This window comes from Mammaliicoccus lentus, assembly GCF_947036595.1.
Lineage (GTDB): Bacteria > Bacillota > Bacilli > Staphylococcales > Staphylococcaceae > Mammaliicoccus > Mammaliicoccus lentus.
In genome coordinates this window covers 1,293,948-1,311,003 of sequence record NZ_OX344834.1, presented here as the reverse complement: position 1 = coordinate 1,311,003, position 17,056 = coordinate 1,293,948, and the positions used below count along the sequence as shown (strand labels likewise).

18 protein-coding genes and 1 pseudogene are annotated in these 17,056 nt (G+C 32.4%); 1 reads left to right on the top strand and 18 read right to left on the bottom strand.

The genetic code is table 11. The features are described from left to right. Positions 1-207: 207 nt before the first annotated feature. Positions 208-1,596 carry a glycine--tRNA ligase gene (locus ACNMOQ_RS06520; protein WP_064204526.1) on the top strand — a complete coding sequence of 463 codons (1,389 nt, stop codon included), beginning with the start codon at positions 208-210 and terminating at the stop codon, positions 1,594-1,596. Between the two features lie 62 nt (positions 1,597-1,658). Here ACNMOQ_RS06520 and recO read toward each other — a convergent pair whose 3' ends face one another. The 18 genes and pseudogenes from recO to hrcA form a co-directional block, all read right to left on the bottom strand. After that, positions 1,659-2,411: a DNA repair protein RecO gene (gene recO / locus ACNMOQ_RS06515; RefSeq protein ID WP_416350367.1), complete on the bottom strand. Its 753-nt coding sequence runs from the start codon at positions 2,409-2,411 to the stop codon at positions 1,659-1,661. Positions 2,412-2,433: 22 nt separating this feature from the next. Beyond that, positions 2,434-3,333 (bottom strand): GTPase Era, encoded by a 900-nt coding sequence (gene era, locus ACNMOQ_RS06510; protein WP_016998572.1) that lies wholly within the window; start codon positions 3,331-3,333, stop codon positions 2,434-2,436. Then, a pseudogene (gene cdd, locus ACNMOQ_RS06505) lies at positions 3,334-3,738 on the bottom strand (cytidine deaminase). A gap of 13 nt (positions 3,739-3,751) precedes the next feature. Further along, entirely contained in the window at positions 3,752-4,108 is a 357-nt protein-coding gene (locus ACNMOQ_RS06500) for a diacylglycerol kinase family protein (protein WP_070045622.1), read from the bottom strand. After that, on the bottom strand, positions 4,101-4,562 hold the full coding sequence (gene ybeY, locus ACNMOQ_RS06495; protein WP_064204521.1) for an rRNA maturation RNase YbeY: 462 nt from the start codon (positions 4,560-4,562) through the stop codon (positions 4,101-4,103). Before ybeY ends, ACNMOQ_RS06500 begins: the two co-directional genes overlap by 8 nt. Before the next feature lies 1 nt (position 4,563). Next, positions 4,564-5,511, bottom strand: coding sequence for a PhoH family protein (locus ACNMOQ_RS06490; RefSeq protein ID WP_064204520.1), 948 nt, complete (start codon positions 5,509-5,511; stop codon positions 4,564-4,566). Positions 5,512-5,567: 56 nt separating this feature from the next. Next, positions 5,568-6,044: a PH domain-containing protein gene (locus tag ACNMOQ_RS06485; protein WP_218729389.1), complete on the bottom strand. Its 477-nt coding sequence runs from the start codon at positions 6,042-6,044 to the stop codon at positions 5,568-5,570. Between the two features lie 166 nt (positions 6,045-6,210). Beyond that, positions 6,211-6,942: a hypothetical protein gene (locus ACNMOQ_RS06480; RefSeq protein WP_016998567.1), complete on the bottom strand. Its 732-nt coding sequence runs from the start codon at positions 6,940-6,942 to the stop codon at positions 6,211-6,213. Between the two features lie 14 nt (positions 6,943-6,956). Continuing rightward, positions 6,957-7,952, bottom strand: coding sequence for a flotillin-like protein FloA (gene floA / locus ACNMOQ_RS06475; RefSeq protein WP_016998566.1), 996 nt, complete (start codon positions 7,950-7,952; stop codon positions 6,957-6,959). Between the two features lie 17 nt (positions 7,953-7,969). After that, positions 7,970-8,659, bottom strand: a complete 690-nt coding sequence (locus ACNMOQ_RS06470; RefSeq protein ID WP_026023587.1) for an NfeD family protein — start codon at positions 8,657-8,659, stop codon at positions 7,970-7,972. A 327-nt stretch (positions 8,660-8,986) separates the two neighbouring features. Then, on the bottom strand, positions 8,987-9,163 hold the full coding sequence (rpsU, locus tag ACNMOQ_RS06465) for a 30S ribosomal protein S21 (RefSeq protein ID WP_016998564.1): 177 nt from the start codon (positions 9,161-9,163) through the stop codon (positions 8,987-8,989). Positions 9,164-9,289: 126 nt separating this feature from the next. Further along, positions 9,290-10,636 carry a tRNA (N(6)-L-threonylcarbamoyladenosine(37)-C(2))-methylthiotransferase MtaB gene (gene mtaB / locus ACNMOQ_RS06460; RefSeq protein ID WP_016998563.1) on the bottom strand — a complete coding sequence of 449 codons (1,347 nt, stop codon included), beginning with the start codon at positions 10,634-10,636 and terminating at the stop codon, positions 9,290-9,292. A gap of 6 nt (positions 10,637-10,642) precedes the next feature. Continuing rightward, on the bottom strand, positions 10,643-11,392 hold the full coding sequence (locus ACNMOQ_RS06455) for a 16S rRNA (uracil(1498)-N(3))-methyltransferase (RefSeq protein WP_416350366.1): 750 nt from the start codon (positions 11,390-11,392) through the stop codon (positions 10,643-10,645). 7 nt (positions 11,393-11,399) lie between these two features. Next, entirely contained in the window at positions 11,400-12,326 is a 927-nt protein-coding gene (gene prmA, locus ACNMOQ_RS06450) for a 50S ribosomal protein L11 methyltransferase (RefSeq protein WP_218706098.1), read from the bottom strand. A 3-nt stretch (positions 12,327-12,329) separates the two neighbouring features. Next, positions 12,330-13,463, bottom strand: a complete 1,134-nt coding sequence (gene dnaJ, locus ACNMOQ_RS06445) for a molecular chaperone DnaJ (RefSeq protein ID WP_016998560.1) — start codon at positions 13,461-13,463, stop codon at positions 12,330-12,332. 97 nt (positions 13,464-13,560) lie between these two features. After that, positions 13,561-15,396, bottom strand: a complete 1,836-nt coding sequence (gene dnaK, locus ACNMOQ_RS06440; protein ID WP_016998559.1) for a molecular chaperone DnaK — start codon at positions 15,394-15,396, stop codon at positions 13,561-13,563. Between the two features lie 45 nt (positions 15,397-15,441). Then, complete coding sequence (gene grpE, locus ACNMOQ_RS06435) at positions 15,442-16,038, bottom strand: nucleotide exchange factor GrpE (RefSeq protein WP_064204516.1); 597 nt, start codon at positions 16,036-16,038, stop codon at positions 15,442-15,444. A 27-nt stretch (positions 16,039-16,065) separates the two neighbouring features. After that, positions 16,066-17,040: a heat-inducible transcriptional repressor HrcA gene (gene hrcA, locus ACNMOQ_RS06430; protein WP_016998557.1), complete on the bottom strand. Its 975-nt coding sequence runs from the start codon at positions 17,038-17,040 to the stop codon at positions 16,066-16,068. Between the last annotated feature and the right edge of the window lie 16 nt (positions 17,041-17,056).

Genomic DNA, 17,056 nt, shown 5'->3' with positions numbered 1-17,056 from the left:
GATTGCGTGCTATATTTTAATTAACTTTGAAATTAAAAGCGAGTTAAGGACGGTGAAAGCTTAACAATAAAGTTTTGGCTTACAAATATATATATAAAGTGAGTGGCTACACTAATTTGGGTGGAACCGCGGGTAATATACTCGTCCCAAGGCATTGATACTTGATGTCTTGGGGCTTTTTTAATTAAATGAGGAGTGAATTTTTTTATGGCAAAAGATATGGATAAGATAGTTACGTTAGCGAAACACAGAGGTTTTGTATTCCCAGGAAGTGAAATTTATGGTGGTTTAGCTAACACATGGGATTATGGTCCTCTAGGTGTAGAATTAAAGAATAATATCAAAAAAGCTTGGTGGCAAAAATTTATTCAGCAGTCTCCGTATAACGTTGGTTTAGATGCTGCAATTTTAATGAATCCAAAAGCTTGGGAAGCATCAGGACATTTATCAAACTTTAACGACCCAATGATTGATAACAAAGATTCAAAAATTCGTTATAGAGCAGATAAACTAATTGAAGATTACATGCAAAATGTTGAAGGCGATGAGAACTTTATTGCTGATGGCATGAGCTTTGATGAAATGAAACAGTTAATTGAAGACAAAGGTATCACTTGTCCAGAAAGTGGAACAGCTAACTGGACTGACATTAGACAATTCAATTTAATGTTTAAAACTTTCCAAGGTGTAACAGAATCATCTACAAACGAAATTTTCTTACGTCCTGAAACTGCACAAGGTATTTTTGTTAACTACAAAAATGTTCAGCGTTCAATGCGTAAAAAATTACCATTCGGTATTGGACAAGTTGGTAAATCATTTAGAAATGAAATAACACCAGGTAACTTTATTTTCAGAACAAGAGAATTTGAACAAATGGAACTAGAATTCTTCTGTAAACCAGGTACTGAAATTGAATGGCAAAATTACTGGAAAGATTTCGCAGCAAATTGGTTAACAGATTTAGGTATTAAAAAAGAAAATACTAAAATGCGTGATCATGATGAAGATGAATTAAGTCACTATTCAAATGCTACAACTGATATTGAATATAAATTCCCGTTTGGTTGGGGAGAACTATGGGGTATCGCTTCAAGAACAGACTATGATTTAAAACAACATAGTGAATTCAGTGGTGAAGACTTCAATTATCACGATCAAGAAACAAATGAAAAATACATCCCTTATTGTATTGAACCATCACTTGGTGCAGACCGTGTAACATTAGCATTTTTATGTGATGCTTATGAAGAAGAAAACGAAGGTGAAAAAGAGCAACGTACAGTAATGCATTTCCACCCTGCTCTAGCACCATATAAAGCAGCAATTTTACCATTAAGTAAAAAGCTATCACCTGACGCTATTAAAGTTTATGAAAAATTAAGTGCAAACTTCGCAATCGACTTTGACGAATCACAATCTATTGGTAAACGTTACCGTCGACAAGACGAAATTGGTACACCTTACTGTATTACTTTCGACTTCGACTCATTAGAAGATAATCAAGTAACAGTACGTGACCGTGATACAATGGAACAAATTCGTATGCCAATTGATGAAGTTGAAAACTTCTTAGCGGAAAAAATTAAATTCTAATTTTTAATCTAGAAAACATACACCCCTTAAATGAGATTTAAACGCTCATTTAAGGGGTGTTTTTATATTTTTAAATTTTCAAGTTGCTTTATTAACTTTTTGGTTTTAAAAATAATGCCTATATATTCATCGTACATATTATCGATAAGGTTTTGTATTTCTTTTTTTATATCATCATTGATTTTAAAACTATTTAAATTCTGTATTGGTAATTGATACATTAAATTCATAAGATACAATGCTCTATTTGAAATTCTAAATGCATGCTCATCATGAATTAATGCCTGATTACTTAAGGGACCATTATATATAAAGCTGTAAGCATTAAGTTGTTGTTGATCCATATCACCTGTTACAACACATGCATTAAACCTTGGTTCATAACCATATTTAGGCATACATTTTAAAGCGACAATCATACTCATTGTGTCAGCGTCGACACCCTTTTCTACCGCTTGAAAAACACCTAGCAATAATTCATAGAAAAATGCATCATGCTCTTCAGCTTCAAGTGCTTTATCTATTACTTCTATGCAATAAGCACCATAAGCGCTTTTAAATATATCACTTTGCATCATTCTATGACTATTAATAATGTCAGCAGAAGTTAAAGTGCCCATTCCTTTAAATTTAGAAAAAATAAACAAGCCATGTACAAAGGGTTGAGTAGCACCTTGTAAATGATGACTTGTTTTTTTTGCACCTCTAGCCATAAGCGGAACTTTATGACCATGTTCATTTAAAATTGTAATGATTTTATTATTTTCACCGTAATCTACAGAGCGAATGACAAAACCTTCTTGTTTATAAAGCACTTTATCATCGCCTCCATTCTCATTAATACTCGTCTTCGCGATAACCCATTTGCTTAATAAAGTTAGGTTTATTACGCCAATCTTTTTGTACTTTAACCCATAAATCTAAATAAACTTTAGAACCTAACAACATTTCAATGTCTCTACGTGCCCGTTTACCTATTTCTTTAAGCATTTTTCCACCTTTACCGATGATAATACCTTTTTGTGAATCACGTTCTACATAAATTGTTGCTTCTACATGAACTTTTTCATTTTCAGCTTTTGTCATTTTATCAACATTTACACCTACTGCATGTGGTATTTCTTGATTCGTCAAATGCAAAGCTTTTTCTCTGATTAATTCTGCTACAACAAATTGTTCAGGGTGATCAGAAATTTGGTCTTTTGGATAATACATTGGACCTTCTTCAAGATATTTTTTGAATTGAGCTAATAACGTTTCAATATTTAAGCCTTCTAAAGCTGATATTGGAACAATTTCTGCAAATTCCATAGTTTTTTGATATTTTTCAATTTCAACTAACAATTGGTCAGGGTGTATTAAATCAATTTTATTTAAAACTAAAAACACTGGTGTTTTAGTTTGTTTAAGTAACTCAATGATATATTCATCACCTTTACCTATGCTTTCATCAACATTTACCATAAACATGATTAAATCCACTTCTTTTAAAGTGTTTTTCGCTATTTTCATCATGTAATCTCCTAAAGCATGTTTAGGTTTATGAATACCTGGAGTATCAATAAATATCATTTGTGCATCATCCGTTGTTAATACACCTTGTACTTTATTTCTAGTAGTTTGTGCTTTATCTGACATAATCGCAACTTTATGACCTATAACTTTATTCATAAATGTTGATTTGCCGACATTAGGTCTACCTATAATAGATATAAAACCTGATTTAAATTCGCTCATTTATCCTAAATCCTTTCCTGAGAAACCGAGTGGTAATAATTCATTAACAGTCGTTTCAATTCTTTCTTCTGTTTGATTTGTTAAAAATACTGGCATATCATCGTCACATAGTTCTTTAAGTACTTGTCTACATGTTCCACATGGTGAAGAAGGTTCATCAGCATCAACTGTAATTGTAATACATTTGAAATCACCAGGTCTTTAACCATCTGACATTGCCGCCACTAAAGCTGATCGTTCTGCACAAATAGTTGATGGATAGGCTGCGTTCTCAATATTTGCGCCATAGTATGTTTTCCCGTCTTTCGTTATTAAATAAGCACCTACATTAAATTTAGAGTAAGGTGTATACGCTCTTTTTTGCGCTTCTCTAGCACCTTCATACCATTCTTTTAAAAATTCCATATTTTCCATCCCCTTAAAAAATATTTAACAATTTAGGTAAAAATATTATTATCCCGATAATGATAGCCATAATAGATGCTAATAATACTGCTAAAGCAGCTGTATCTTTAGCGTGCTTTGCTAGTATATGAAAATCATCAGTGTACATGTCTACAATGTATTCTATTGATGTATTGAGCACTTCTGTTATTAAGACTATAAAAATGGCAATTAAAACAAATAACCATTCATACAGATTTAACTTAAAAACAAAACTCAAAACAATAACAATCAGTGCCATTAATAAATGAAATAAAAAATTATTATCTTTCTTTAGAATCGTAAAAAGTCCTACTACAGGAAATTTAAACCTATTAAAAAATTTATTCACGTGTAAGTCCAAACTCAGTTAAAATTTCATCTTGTCGTGAAAACATTTCTTTTTCTTCTGATTCTGTCATATGATCATAACCTAGTAAGTGTAAAAAGCCATGTAATGCTAAAAATCCTAATTCTCTACTTAAGCTATGATTATATGATTCTGCTTGCTCTTTAGCAACTTCTAAACAAATTATGATATCACCTAATATTCTAGGCATATCTAATCCTTCAATCTCTGGTTCATCTTCTTCTAGAGAAAATGAAATAACATCTGTTACTTTATCTTTATCTCTATAGTCTCTATTGATTGCTTGTATTTCGCTTTCATCGACAAATGAAATAGATAATTCTGCTTCTTCTTCAATTTTTTCCTTTTTAGCAGCAAATTTTAATAGTGATTCTATTTGTTCTTTCGTATCTTGATTAATGACGTTGTGATCATCAATAAAATCCATTGTTAACATGTTATTTCTCCTCTTCATAAGCGTTAATTATTTTACCAACTAATGGGTGTCTGACAACATCAGTTTGTTCTAAGTAAGTAATTTCAATACCTTTAATACCACTTAGCTTTTGGTCCGCTTCAATTAAACCACTTTTAACGCCTTTAGGTAAGTCAATTTGTGTTCTATCACCCGTGACTACCATTTTTGAGCCAAAACCTAATCTTGTTAAAAACATTTTCATTTGCGGTAAAGTTGTATTTTGGGCTTCGTCTAATATAACGAATGCGTCATCAAGTGTACGCCCTCTCATATAGGCTAAAGGAGCAATTTCAATTGTACCTCTTTCTATTAAGCGCGCTGTTTGCTCAGTCCCTAATATAGTGTGCAAACCATCATAAAGTGGTCTTAAATAAGGGTCGACTTTTTCTTTTAAATCGCCAGGTAAGAATCCTAAAGATTCTCCAGCTTCAACTGCTGGCCTTGTTAATACGATTCTTTTAACTTTACCTAAGCGTAACGCTCTTGCAGCCATTACGACAGCTAAGAATGTTTTTCCGGTACCTGCTGGTCCTATACCAAACACTAAATCATTATTCTTAATGTTATTAATATATATTCTTTGGCCCATTGTTTTGGCTCTAATTACTTTACCATTACTATCTTTCGCAACTTCTTCGTCGTATAAATTGACTAATTTATCAATTGTACCTTTTTCAGCCATTTTCACTGCTGCTTGTACATCATTTATCGTTATATTCGAACCACTTTCAATTACTTTAAGTAAATTCATTAATACACGTTCAGCTTTTTCAACATTTTCTAAACGTTTACCACGAACACTTATTTCTTGTCCTCGTGTTAAAATATCCACCTCGAGTTCTTCTTCAATATATTTTATATGCTCATCTCCATTACCTAGTAATGCTTGAGCTTGATCCATACTCTCGATTTGAATTAGTGTAGGCATTAAATAACTCCTTTATTAGTTGAATTGTTACCACTTTAAATGTACCAAACCTTTGTCTAACGTGCAATCTTATGCACTTTATTTTGAATATTATTTAAGTTTTCCTGTGATTTAATCATTTTATTTATTTTTTGAAATTCACGTAACCTATTACTATTATTTAACTTAATATTCGGATTGATTCGAATTAATGTAATAATAAATTCTCTTTCTTCTATTGGAGAAACTTTTTCTATAATTTCTCCTTTGTATACTATTTCTATCATACTATTTCCTTCGATAGATTTCGCCATATTTAACTGTTCAATATTAAATATATTATATGTTTTTTTGAAAAGACCTCTACGTATAGTCAAGAAGTGTTCTTTTACAGTATATCTCTCTAGAAGTATATTAATTATAATTAAAAACACTAGAACAAAAGTAATAAAAATTAGTAATTTATTACTTATAAGTAACGGAATTAAAGATATTAAAAATAGCAAAATTGATATCATTATAGATGAAACACTTAGTTTCTTTTTAAATATCATTTTTATCACACCTTTGTTCTTACTAAGTTTATTGTAATTCTAAATCTACAATTTGTGAATAAAAACTAAAGGTATTATCAAAATAAAAACTCAGAGAAAATTCTAGTTGTAAGAATTTCCCCTGAGTTATGCTACTCTAATAAATGTTAATCTCTAGCTATTCAACTTATTTGATGCCCTCTGGTCTTTTAAGAATTTCTGACCAAATAATACCATTAACAACATTGTTCTCGTCAATATTTACAGCTTCATCATTAAATTTATGTTTACTATTTAAGTAGAGTTGTTTAACCATCGTTCTTCTAGTTCTTTCAGAAAGTTGAGTATTATGAATAATCTCATTAGCTTCTTCTTCAAGTTTTTCAAAGCTTTCCTGTTGAACTTTAGATAAAGATTGTTTTTCTTCTTTACTAAATTCTAATAAATTTTTGATTGCTTCTTTTTGACGCTTTGGTTTATTTTTATGAATTTCTTCTTTTCTTTTATTAATCAATTCATTTTCATGAGCATCTGTTGACTGAGCTTGGCTTTGAGTTTGTGGCTGAGTTTCACTATTATTTTGCTTTGTATTTACTTGCTCAACATCTATCCCTTGTTTCTCTAGATGAGTGGATAGTTGTTTAGCTAATTGTTTATAGTGGTTAGACATTCGATCAGTCGAACTAGTTTCAGCCTTTTCTTTATAGGAATAGAACTTTTTAACTAATTCTTGTAATTCTAGTTGAGCATTATCCACTTGATTACTAGCTTGTCTTTGGACTGGCTTTTTACTCGGATTTGGATGTGCAGGCCATTGAGTATTTTGCTTTTTCTTTTTATTTTTAGCGCCATTTTCAACTATGCCACTAATCACACTAATAATAATCCAAATAACAAAGATTATAATGCCTATCTCCATTTAAATCACCTCTCTTATTCGTTCGGTGAATTTGCGTCTTGTGGATTAGTACTCTTATTTATAGCTTCTCTCATACCAGTATCAGCTTCTATATTTTTTAAATTATAATAATCTTTAACGCCGATATTGCCTGATTTAAGTGCTTCAGCCATTGCAAGAGGTACTTCAGCTTCAGATTCAACAACTTTAGAACGCATTTCTTGTACACGTGCTTTCATTTCTTGTTCTGTAGCTACAGCCATTGCACGACGTTCTTCAGCTTTAGCTTGTGCAATATTTTTATCTGCAAGTGCTTGCTCAGTTTGAAGATCTGCACCGATGTTTTTACCGATATCCACGTCTGCGATATCTATAGATAAGATTTCAAATGCTGTACCTGAATCTAAACCTTTACTTAACACTGTTTGTGAAATACTGTCTGGATTTTCAAGTACTTTCGTATGGTGTTTACTTGAACCAATTGTTGATACAATACCTTCACCAACACGTGCGATGATTGTATCTTCACCAGCACCACCAACTAAGCGATCAATATTTGCTCTAACAGTAATTCTAGCTTTCGCTTTAACTTCAATACCGTTCATAGCAACACCAGAAATAAATGGTGTTTCAATTACTTTAGGGTTAACTGACATTTGTACAGCTTCTAGAACGTCACGACCAGCTAAATCGATAGCTGCACCACGTTCAAATGCTAAGTTAATCTCAGCTCTTTGTGCTGCAATAATCGCATCTACTACTCTATCAACGTTACCTCCAGCTAAATAGTGAGATTCTAATTGATTTGTAGTTAATGCTAAACCTGCTTTATGTGCTTTAATTAACGGATTAATAACTCGTCTTGGTGAAACACGTCTTAAACGCATTCCGACTAATGTTCCTATTCCTACTTTAACGCCTGCAGCTACAGCTGAAATCCATAATCCAACTGGTACAAACGAGAATAGAATCATAAGTAATACAATAACAATTACCGCAATAATGATTATGGCGATTAAACCTGATAACATATGCAACTCTCCTTAATTTAAATTTCTCTTACGACTACTCTTGTACCTTCAACCTGTACAATTTTAACTTGTTGGTCTTTTTGAATAAAATTACCATCAGAAACAGCATCTATTCTATCATCATCAACAAGGATAATACCTGAGGGTCTCAACGCTGTAAAAGTTGTACACACTTTACCAATTAAATGACTTCTATCATCATGTGATGTATAACCTGACTCTTTGTTTGTAGAATCTCTAAGAATGACTTTTTCAAAGAATGGTATTTTTCGATTAAAACCTTTCACTAATATCACCCACTCTATAGTTGTTAAAATTAAAGCAACTGCAATAATAGCGCCCATGATTAATAAATTATCACCAACTAATATAAAACTGCCGATAATTGCAATAAAACCAAGGATACCAAGTACAGCGCCTACAACAAATAATTCAATAATGACTAAAATAACACCAATTGAAAACAATAAAACGGACATTAAACTAATTTCATCAACTATTACAAAACCTATAAAAAATATAAGTGTACATATAAAACTTGCAATGCCGGCAAAGTTTATACGTTCTGAATATAGTTGATAAAGTGCGCCTAGAAAAATAATACAAGTCAAAATCAATGTAATAATTGGCGAAGATATAAAGTCACCAAATGAAGAAACACTTTGACTTGAAACAATACCTAAATTTATGTTGTTTTGAATAAACATAAGTATGTATTCATACGCTGATGTCAATATTACCACCCCTCTATTTCATTATACAATAAATCACCAGTGAACTAAAACGTATATATCTTTTATTCTAAATATTTTATAGAAAATTTTTTTATTTTCAATTTTTTCTAAAAATATCGTATACCCATGAATAGGATTGAAAAAGCTTGATATATTTATATTTTACTTAAGTCAGCTATTGCCTATATAAAAAAGCAGTCCGAAACCTATAGGTCTCGGACTGCTTTAACATTTAATTTACGCAAATAGATTTCATTATAATTAATTAATATTCTTTGAGGGAGTTCAATAGAAAATTAATTATTTAAATTTACGTTTGCGAGCTGCTTCTGATTTCTTCTTACGTTTAACGCTAGGTTTCTCATAGAACTCACGTTTACGCACTTCTTGAATCGTACCGCTTTTTGAAACTGTACGTTTAAAGCGACGTAATGCATCTTCGATTGATTCGTTTTTACGAACTACTGTTTTAGACATCTGTATTTCCCTCCCTCCAAATATCAACAAAGCTTTATATGTCAGTTACATAGTAAATATATTACTATGTACTTAAACATTATAAAATAAGTCATTTTTTAAGTCAATAATCATTTGCAATGAATCTTAATATGCAACTAATCTTTCGTCTTTATTTGTTGCATGATTGATTACTTTTACAAGTTTTCCTTTATTAATTGGATAACCTGGTTCTATTACTTTAACTTTTACTAATTCTCCAATTAGAGATTCATCTCCATCAAATTCTATCTTCATGTAATTATCTGCATAACCAACTAATTTACCATCTTTAGAGCCTTTTTCTTCAGGAATGACTTCTAATACAGTTTGGTCGAATTTTGATGCATAATCTTTTGCAAGTTGATTTGATAGTTCTATAAGTCTATGAACACGGTCATTTTTAATGTCTTCATCTACTTGATCTGTCATTCTTGCTGCAGGTGTACCTGTTCTCATTGAATATGGGAAAACATGCAGTTCAGAGAATTGATGCTTAACTATGAAATCATAAGTTTCTTGGAATTCTTCTTCAGTTTCACCTGGGAAACCAACTATAACATCACTTGTTACTGCTAAACCAGGTAATGCTTTATGAAGTTTTTGTAGTCTTTCTGAAAAATGAGCCATAGTATATTTTCTTCTCATACGTTTCAACACAGAATCAGAACCGGATTGTAATGGAATATGCAAATGCCTTACGACTTTTGTAGATTTATCGATAACATCGATAACTTCATCTGTTAATTGACTCGCTTCTATAGAAGAAATTCTAATTCTTTCTAAGTTTTCTACTTCTTCTAAATCACGTAATAATTGCGCTAAGTTATAATCTTTTAAATCTTCACCATATCCACCTGTGTGAATACCAGTTAATACGATTTCTTTATATCCTGAATTTACAAGTGTTGTCGCTTGGCTAACTACTTGTTTAGGATCTCTTGAACGCATTAATCCTCTAGCCCATGGAATAATACAAAAAGTACAGAAATTATTACAGCCTTCTTGAATTTTTAATGAAGCACGAGTTCGGTCAGTGAAATAAGGTACTTCTAGTTCTTCATATTTTCTATTCTTCATGATGTTTCCAACACCATTTATTGGCTGTCTGCTTGTCTTATAGTCTTCAATATAAGAAATTAACTTATGACGATCTTGAGTACCTACAACGATATCTACCCCTGGTATCGCCATGATTTCTGCTGGAGATGTTTGCGCATAACAACCTGTTACACATACTACTGCATCAGGGTTTTTACGAATAGCTCTTCTTATAACTTGTCTACTCTTCTTGTCTCCTGTGTTAGTCACTGTACAAGTATTTATAATAAATACATCAGCGTTTGTTTCAAACTCTACTCTTTCGTAATCATTTTCCTTAAATAATTGCCAAATTGCTTCAGTTTCATAATGGTTAACTTTACAACCTAAAGTATGGAATGCTACTGTAGCCAACTATATTCACCTCATTAATTCTAATTGATAGCTTAAAGCAGCTAAAGCATACAATGGAGCGGTTTCAGCCCTTAATATTCTCGGTCCTAGACTTATGTTATATCCATCTTCAAATAAAGCAACTTCTTTTTCAGAAAGCCCACCTTCTGGCCCAAAGATGATTAAAACTTTTTGTCCCTTTTTTAAGTTAGAACCAATTTGATGTAAATTACTTGTTCCCCCACGTTTAGCTTCTTCTTCATAAGCTATTAATACATAATCATATTCATTTATAATATCACAAACAGAATTAAAATTCGACATATACCTGATATCTGGGATAGTCAAACGCATGCTTTGCTCACTTGCTTCTTTAATGATTTTTTGCCATCTATCAATCTTTTTAGACTGCTTTTTATGATCTAATTTAACGACAGAACGTTCAGATTGAACAGCAATAAAACGGTGTGCGCCCATTTCTGTTGCTTTTTGAATCATCCACTCATATTTATCGCCTTTTATTAATCCGCTAGCGATTGAAATCTCGACAGGTAATTCTGTCTGTCTCGTCGTATCTTCTAATGTCAGTACTTCTATATTTTGTTCATGAAAATCTATAATTTTGCAAATCATCGATTTTTGATCATTAAAAGTGATGATAATCTCATCATCAACTGTCATTCTCATTACATTTTTTATATGGTGTATGTCTTCGTTATTATGTAGAAAAAAACGCTGATTTAACTCAGCGTTTTCAAGTAAGAAGTATCTTTGCATTGTTCTCCTACTTTCTAGCTCTTATTGAAACCCAGCCGTTTTCTTTTAAAACTTTCTCAATTTTAAAACCAACTTCGGTTAATCTATTAGTGATTTCATCGCATTTCTCATCAATGATGCCAGATGTTATAAAGAAACCACCATCGTTAAGTCTATCGTAACTATCTTCTATCATTAAATCTATAACATGCGCTAAAATATTTGCAATAATAACATCGTATTGCTCAGTTTCTTCTGTTAATAAATTCCCAGTCTCAACTTTTATACTATTTTCGCAATGATTTTTTTCAAAGTTTTCTTTAGCAACTTTAACAGCTAAGTCATCTAAATCAATAGCTTTGATAGATTTAACGCCTAATAAATAGCACCCAATGCTTAAAATGCCTGAGCCGGTACCAACATCAATCACTTTATGATTTGGCTCTACAACTTCTTCTATGTGTCTTAAACACATACTTGTAGTTGGATGATCTCCTGTACCAAAAGCCATCCCTGGATCAAGTTCTATACATAAACTGTCATCAGTGTTTTCATATTCTTCCCAACTAGGAACAATCGCAAAGCGTTCTGAAGCTTTAAAAGGATGAAAATAATTCTTCCATTCATTTTCCCAGTCTGATTCTTGAATGACTGTCTTTGAAAAAGCCAATACTTCCGGTTTAATACCATCAATATTTGAAATTGTATTTTTTATTTCTTGTTCTAGCGATTCAGTAAATACTAGTTCACTAAAATAACATTTCACTCTAATATCATGATCTGGGTAATCATCAGGATTTAATTCATATATTTCACCATAAACATCGATGTGTTCTTTATCTAGTTCAGATGAATCTTCAATAACAACACCATTTGCACCTAATTCATTTAATAGTGCTGTTACGACAGGTTCTGATTCTTCATTTATCATTATAGAATACTCAATCCAATTCACGGGCTATTCTCCTTTAAAGAACTTTTTAGCTCTATCTTTTAAACTTGAAGGTTGTTCTGTTAATGTTTCTCCACCAATTTCAGCGAATTCACGTAGTAATTCTTCTTGACGTTCTGTTAATTTATCCGGTGTTACAACTTTTACAGTTACGAAATAATCACCTTTACCATAACCATGAACATTTTGAATACCTTTTTCACGTAATCTGAACTGCTTACCAGTTTGTGTTCCTGCAGGTACTGTTAGTGCCACGCTGCCATTTAATGTCGGAACAGTTACTTCATCACCTAATGCTGCTTGAGGAAATGATAGATTTAAATCGTAGAATATATCGTCTCCATCACGTTTGAATTTATCATGAGGTCTAACTCTAAATACCACATATAAATCACCTGCTGGACCACCATTAACACCTGGTCCACCTTTGCCTGCTAAACGAATTTGTTGATCATTATCTACACCTGCTGGTACTTTAACTTTGATTGTAACTTTTTTGTTTTGAGTACCTTTACCGTGACAATCTGGACATTTCTCTTCAAATTCTTGTCCAGTACCATTACATTCAGGACAAACTTTTTGCGTTTGCATTCTACCAAGAATTGTATTTTGTTCTACTGTTACATGACCTTGTCCATTACAATATGAACATGTTTTCTTCTTAGTTCCTGGTTTAGCACCATTGCCATGACAAGTATCACATTCTACATCTTTACGAACTGTAATATCTTTTTCAGTACCAAATACTGCTTCTTCGAATGATAACGTCATGCTATATTGTAAGTCATCACCTTGTCTCGGTGCATTAGGATCTCTTCTTGCACCGCCACCAAAGAATGAACCAAATATATCTTCGAATCCACCAAAGCCAGAGAAGTCTTGACCTCCAAATCCTTGTGATCCTCCACCAAATCCTTGTTGTGATGCATTATGTCCAAATCTATCATATTGAGCACGTTTATTTTCATCACTAAGAATTTCGTATGCTTCAGATAATTCTTTAAATTTGGCGTCAGCACCTTCTTCATGGTTTATATCTGGGTGATACTTTTTTGATAATTTTCTATAAGCTTTTTTAATTTCATCTTGTGAAGCATCTTTAGATACACCGAGTACTTCATAGTAATCTCTTTTAGCCAAAAAAATCTCTCCTTTACACATTGATATATTACTAGAAAAACTTGAATTAAAAAAGCCAAAGCCAATCACATTGACTTTGACTTTTTAATGAGTAATATTATTGTTTTTTATCTTCGTCGTTAACTTCAGTATACTCTGCATCTACTACATCATCATCTGAATTCCCTTGTCCTTCAGCTGATTCTGCACCTTGTTGTGCTTGAGCAGCTTGTTCATACATTTTCACTGATAATTGTTGAACGATTTCTTCAAGAGCATCTTTTTTAGTTCTGATATCTTCAATATCGTCGCCTTCTAATGCTTTTTTCAATTCTTCTTTAGCATCTTCAGCTTTAGTTTTTTCACTTTCGTCAACATTATCACCTAAGTCAGATAATGTTTTATCTACAGTGAATACCATTTGGTCTGCTTCGTTTCTTAAATCGATTTCTTCACGACGTTTTTTGTCTTCTTCCGCATTTTTCTCTGCGTCTTTAACCATACGGTCGATTTCATCGTCTGATAGTGAAGAACTAGATTCGATTGTGATTTTTTGTTCTTTATTAGTACCTAAATCTTTAGCTGTAACATTTACAATACCGTTTTTGTCGATATCGAATGATACTTCGATTTGAGGTACACCACGTGGAGCTGGTGGTATATCAGTTAATTGGAATCTACCAAGTGTTTTGTTATCAGCTGCTAATTGACGCTCACCTTGTAATACGTGAATGTCTACCGCTGGTTGGTTATCAGCTGCTGTAGAGAATACTTGAGATTTAGATGTTGGGATAGTTGTGTTTCTTTCGATTAATACTGTAGAAACGCCACCCATTGTTTCAATACCTAATGATAATGGTGTTACGTCTAATAATACAACGTCTTTAACATCACCAGTTATAACGCCACCTTGAATAGCAGCACCCATTGCTACTACTTCATCTGGGTTAACACCTTTGTTAGGATCTTTACCGATTTCTTTTTTAATTGCATCTTGTACAGCTGGTATACGAGTAGAACCACCTACTAGAATTACTTCATCGATATCTGAATTAGATAATCCAGCATCTTTCATAGCTTGTCTAGTTGGACCCATAGTTTTTTCTACTAATTCACTAGTTAAAGCTTCGAATTTAGCTCTAGTTAAAGTAGTTTCTAAGTGTAATGGGCCATTAGCGCCACCTGAGATAAATGGTAATGAAATTTGTGTTGAAGATACACCTGATAAATCTTTCTTAGCTTTTTCTGCAGCGTCTTTTAGACGTTGTAAAGCCATTTTATCTTGTGATAAATCAATGCCATTTTCTTTTTTGAATTCTTCAGCTAAATATTGAATGATAACGTCGTCAAAATCGTCACCACCAAGTTTATTATCACCAGCAGTTGCTAATACTTCGAATACACCGTCGCCTAATTCTAGAATAGACACGTCAAATGTACCGCCACCAAGGTCAAATACAAGTACTTTTTGATCTTGCTCTGTTTTATCTAAACCGTATGCTAAAGCTGCTGCAGTTGGCTCGTTAATAATACGTTCTACTTCTAAGCCAGCGATTCTACCAGCGTCTTTAGTTGCTTGACGTTCAGAGTCATTAAAGTAAGCTGGAACTGTGATTACTGCTTTAGTTACGTTTTCGCCTAAATAACTTTCTGCTGTTGATTTAAGATTTTGTAGAATCATTGCTGAAATTTCTTGTGGAGTATACTCTTTATCTTCTACTTTTTCTTTGTAATCAGTACCCATATGACGTTTTACTGATTGAATTGTATTAGGGTTTGTTACTGCTTGACGCTTAGCAACTTCACCTACTTGAGTTTCACCGTCTTTAAATGCTACTACTGATGGTGTAGTTCTGTTACCTTCAGGGTTTTGAATAACTTTAGGTTCTCCACCTTCTAATACTGATACTACTGAATTTGTTGTACCTAAGTCTATACCTATTACTTTACTCATAAGAAAATTCCTCCAATTATTTATTTGCGTTTTAAATTCAATTAATTATTCATTTACTTTAACCATTGCTGGTCTTAAAACGCGTTCTTTTAATTTGTAACCTCTTTGTAGTTCTTCAGTAATAACACCTGATTCAAAATCAGGATTGCTATCTTGCATAACTGCTTGATGTACAGTTGGATCAAATTCTTTATTCTCTGACTCAATTTCTTCTAGACCATTTTCTTTTAATGATCTCAATAAGTCATCATAAACCATTTGTACACCTTTTTTAAATGATACGAAATCTTCTGATTCGCCTTCTTGTTTTAGTGCGCGATCCATGTTATCCAATGCTGGCAACACATCTGTTAAAACACGTTGTGCTTGGTAATCTTTCGCCACACTAGCTTCTTGTTTCATTCTACGCTTGTAATTTTCAAACTCAGCATACAAACGTAAGTATTTTTCTTCTTCTTCGTTTAATTTTTCTTTTAATTGTTCGAGTTCAGTTTCCGGAATTTCGACTGTTTTTTCAGTCTCTTCAACCTCTTCTACATTTTCAACTTCTTCATTTTCGTTACCATTAGTTTCTTCAGTGGCAACGTTTTGAGATTGTTCAGACGACTCGTCGAATTTTTCATTTTGATTTTCTTCCGTCATTTCATGCCCTCCATTTTCTTTCCTTATTTAAAAATGATTCAAAAGTTGAATCACTTTATTGTAATGCATTGCAGTTGGACCTATAACGGCTAAATGACCGCTTATATCTCCCGAAATCTCATAACTTGTACTTACTATTGAAATACCTTCTAAGTCCTGATTAATTTCTTGTCCAATGTTTACGCTAATGGAATCATTAGCTGTTTCGTTTAAAAATTGGGCAATTCGTTCAGATTCCAGATACTTTAAAATTGACTGTATCATGGACACATTCGAAACGTTTAACGCCTCAATCAAGTGCATTTTTCCACCTAAAAACATTTCTTCATTTTGATCATTAATTTGTGTAATTAGCGCGTACTTAAAATTATTTATAAATTGTTGATCAATAAATGACAACGTTAATGATTCTAACGTGTTTATCAATGTAGATAAAGTATTTTGCTTAAAATGTAGATTCAAGTAATTCATAAACTTTTCTATTTGTTCATGTGTTATGAGTTTAGAAATTTGTAAATGAACTTTCTCTACATATCCATCTGCAAAAACGATAACACTCATTAAATGATTAGGGTTCACTCTAACGAAATGAATTTCAAAAATATGTCTTGAAAATTTATTGGGTCCTAATACAACAGTCGTATAATGAGAACGATTGGATATTTCCAAAGCTAACCATTTTAGCATTGCATTAACATCATATTGATTATCATCATAAAATTGGTTGAACCAGTCTATTGATTGTTTACTACGTGATTTAACCTTTAGTAATTGGTCAACATAATGTCTAATTCCTTTTTCAGAAGGAACTCTTCCTGATGAAGTATGTGTCTTCTCGAGGAGTTCTAATTCTTCTAATTGTTTCATCTCATTTCTAACTGTTGCTGGGCTTATAGGCAATTGATGCCTTTCAATAATCGACTTAGAACCAATTGGCTGGCCTAACTCAACATAATCCTCAACAATTACATTTAGTATTTGTAATTGTCTCTCAGTAATCATGTTATCACCTCGATTA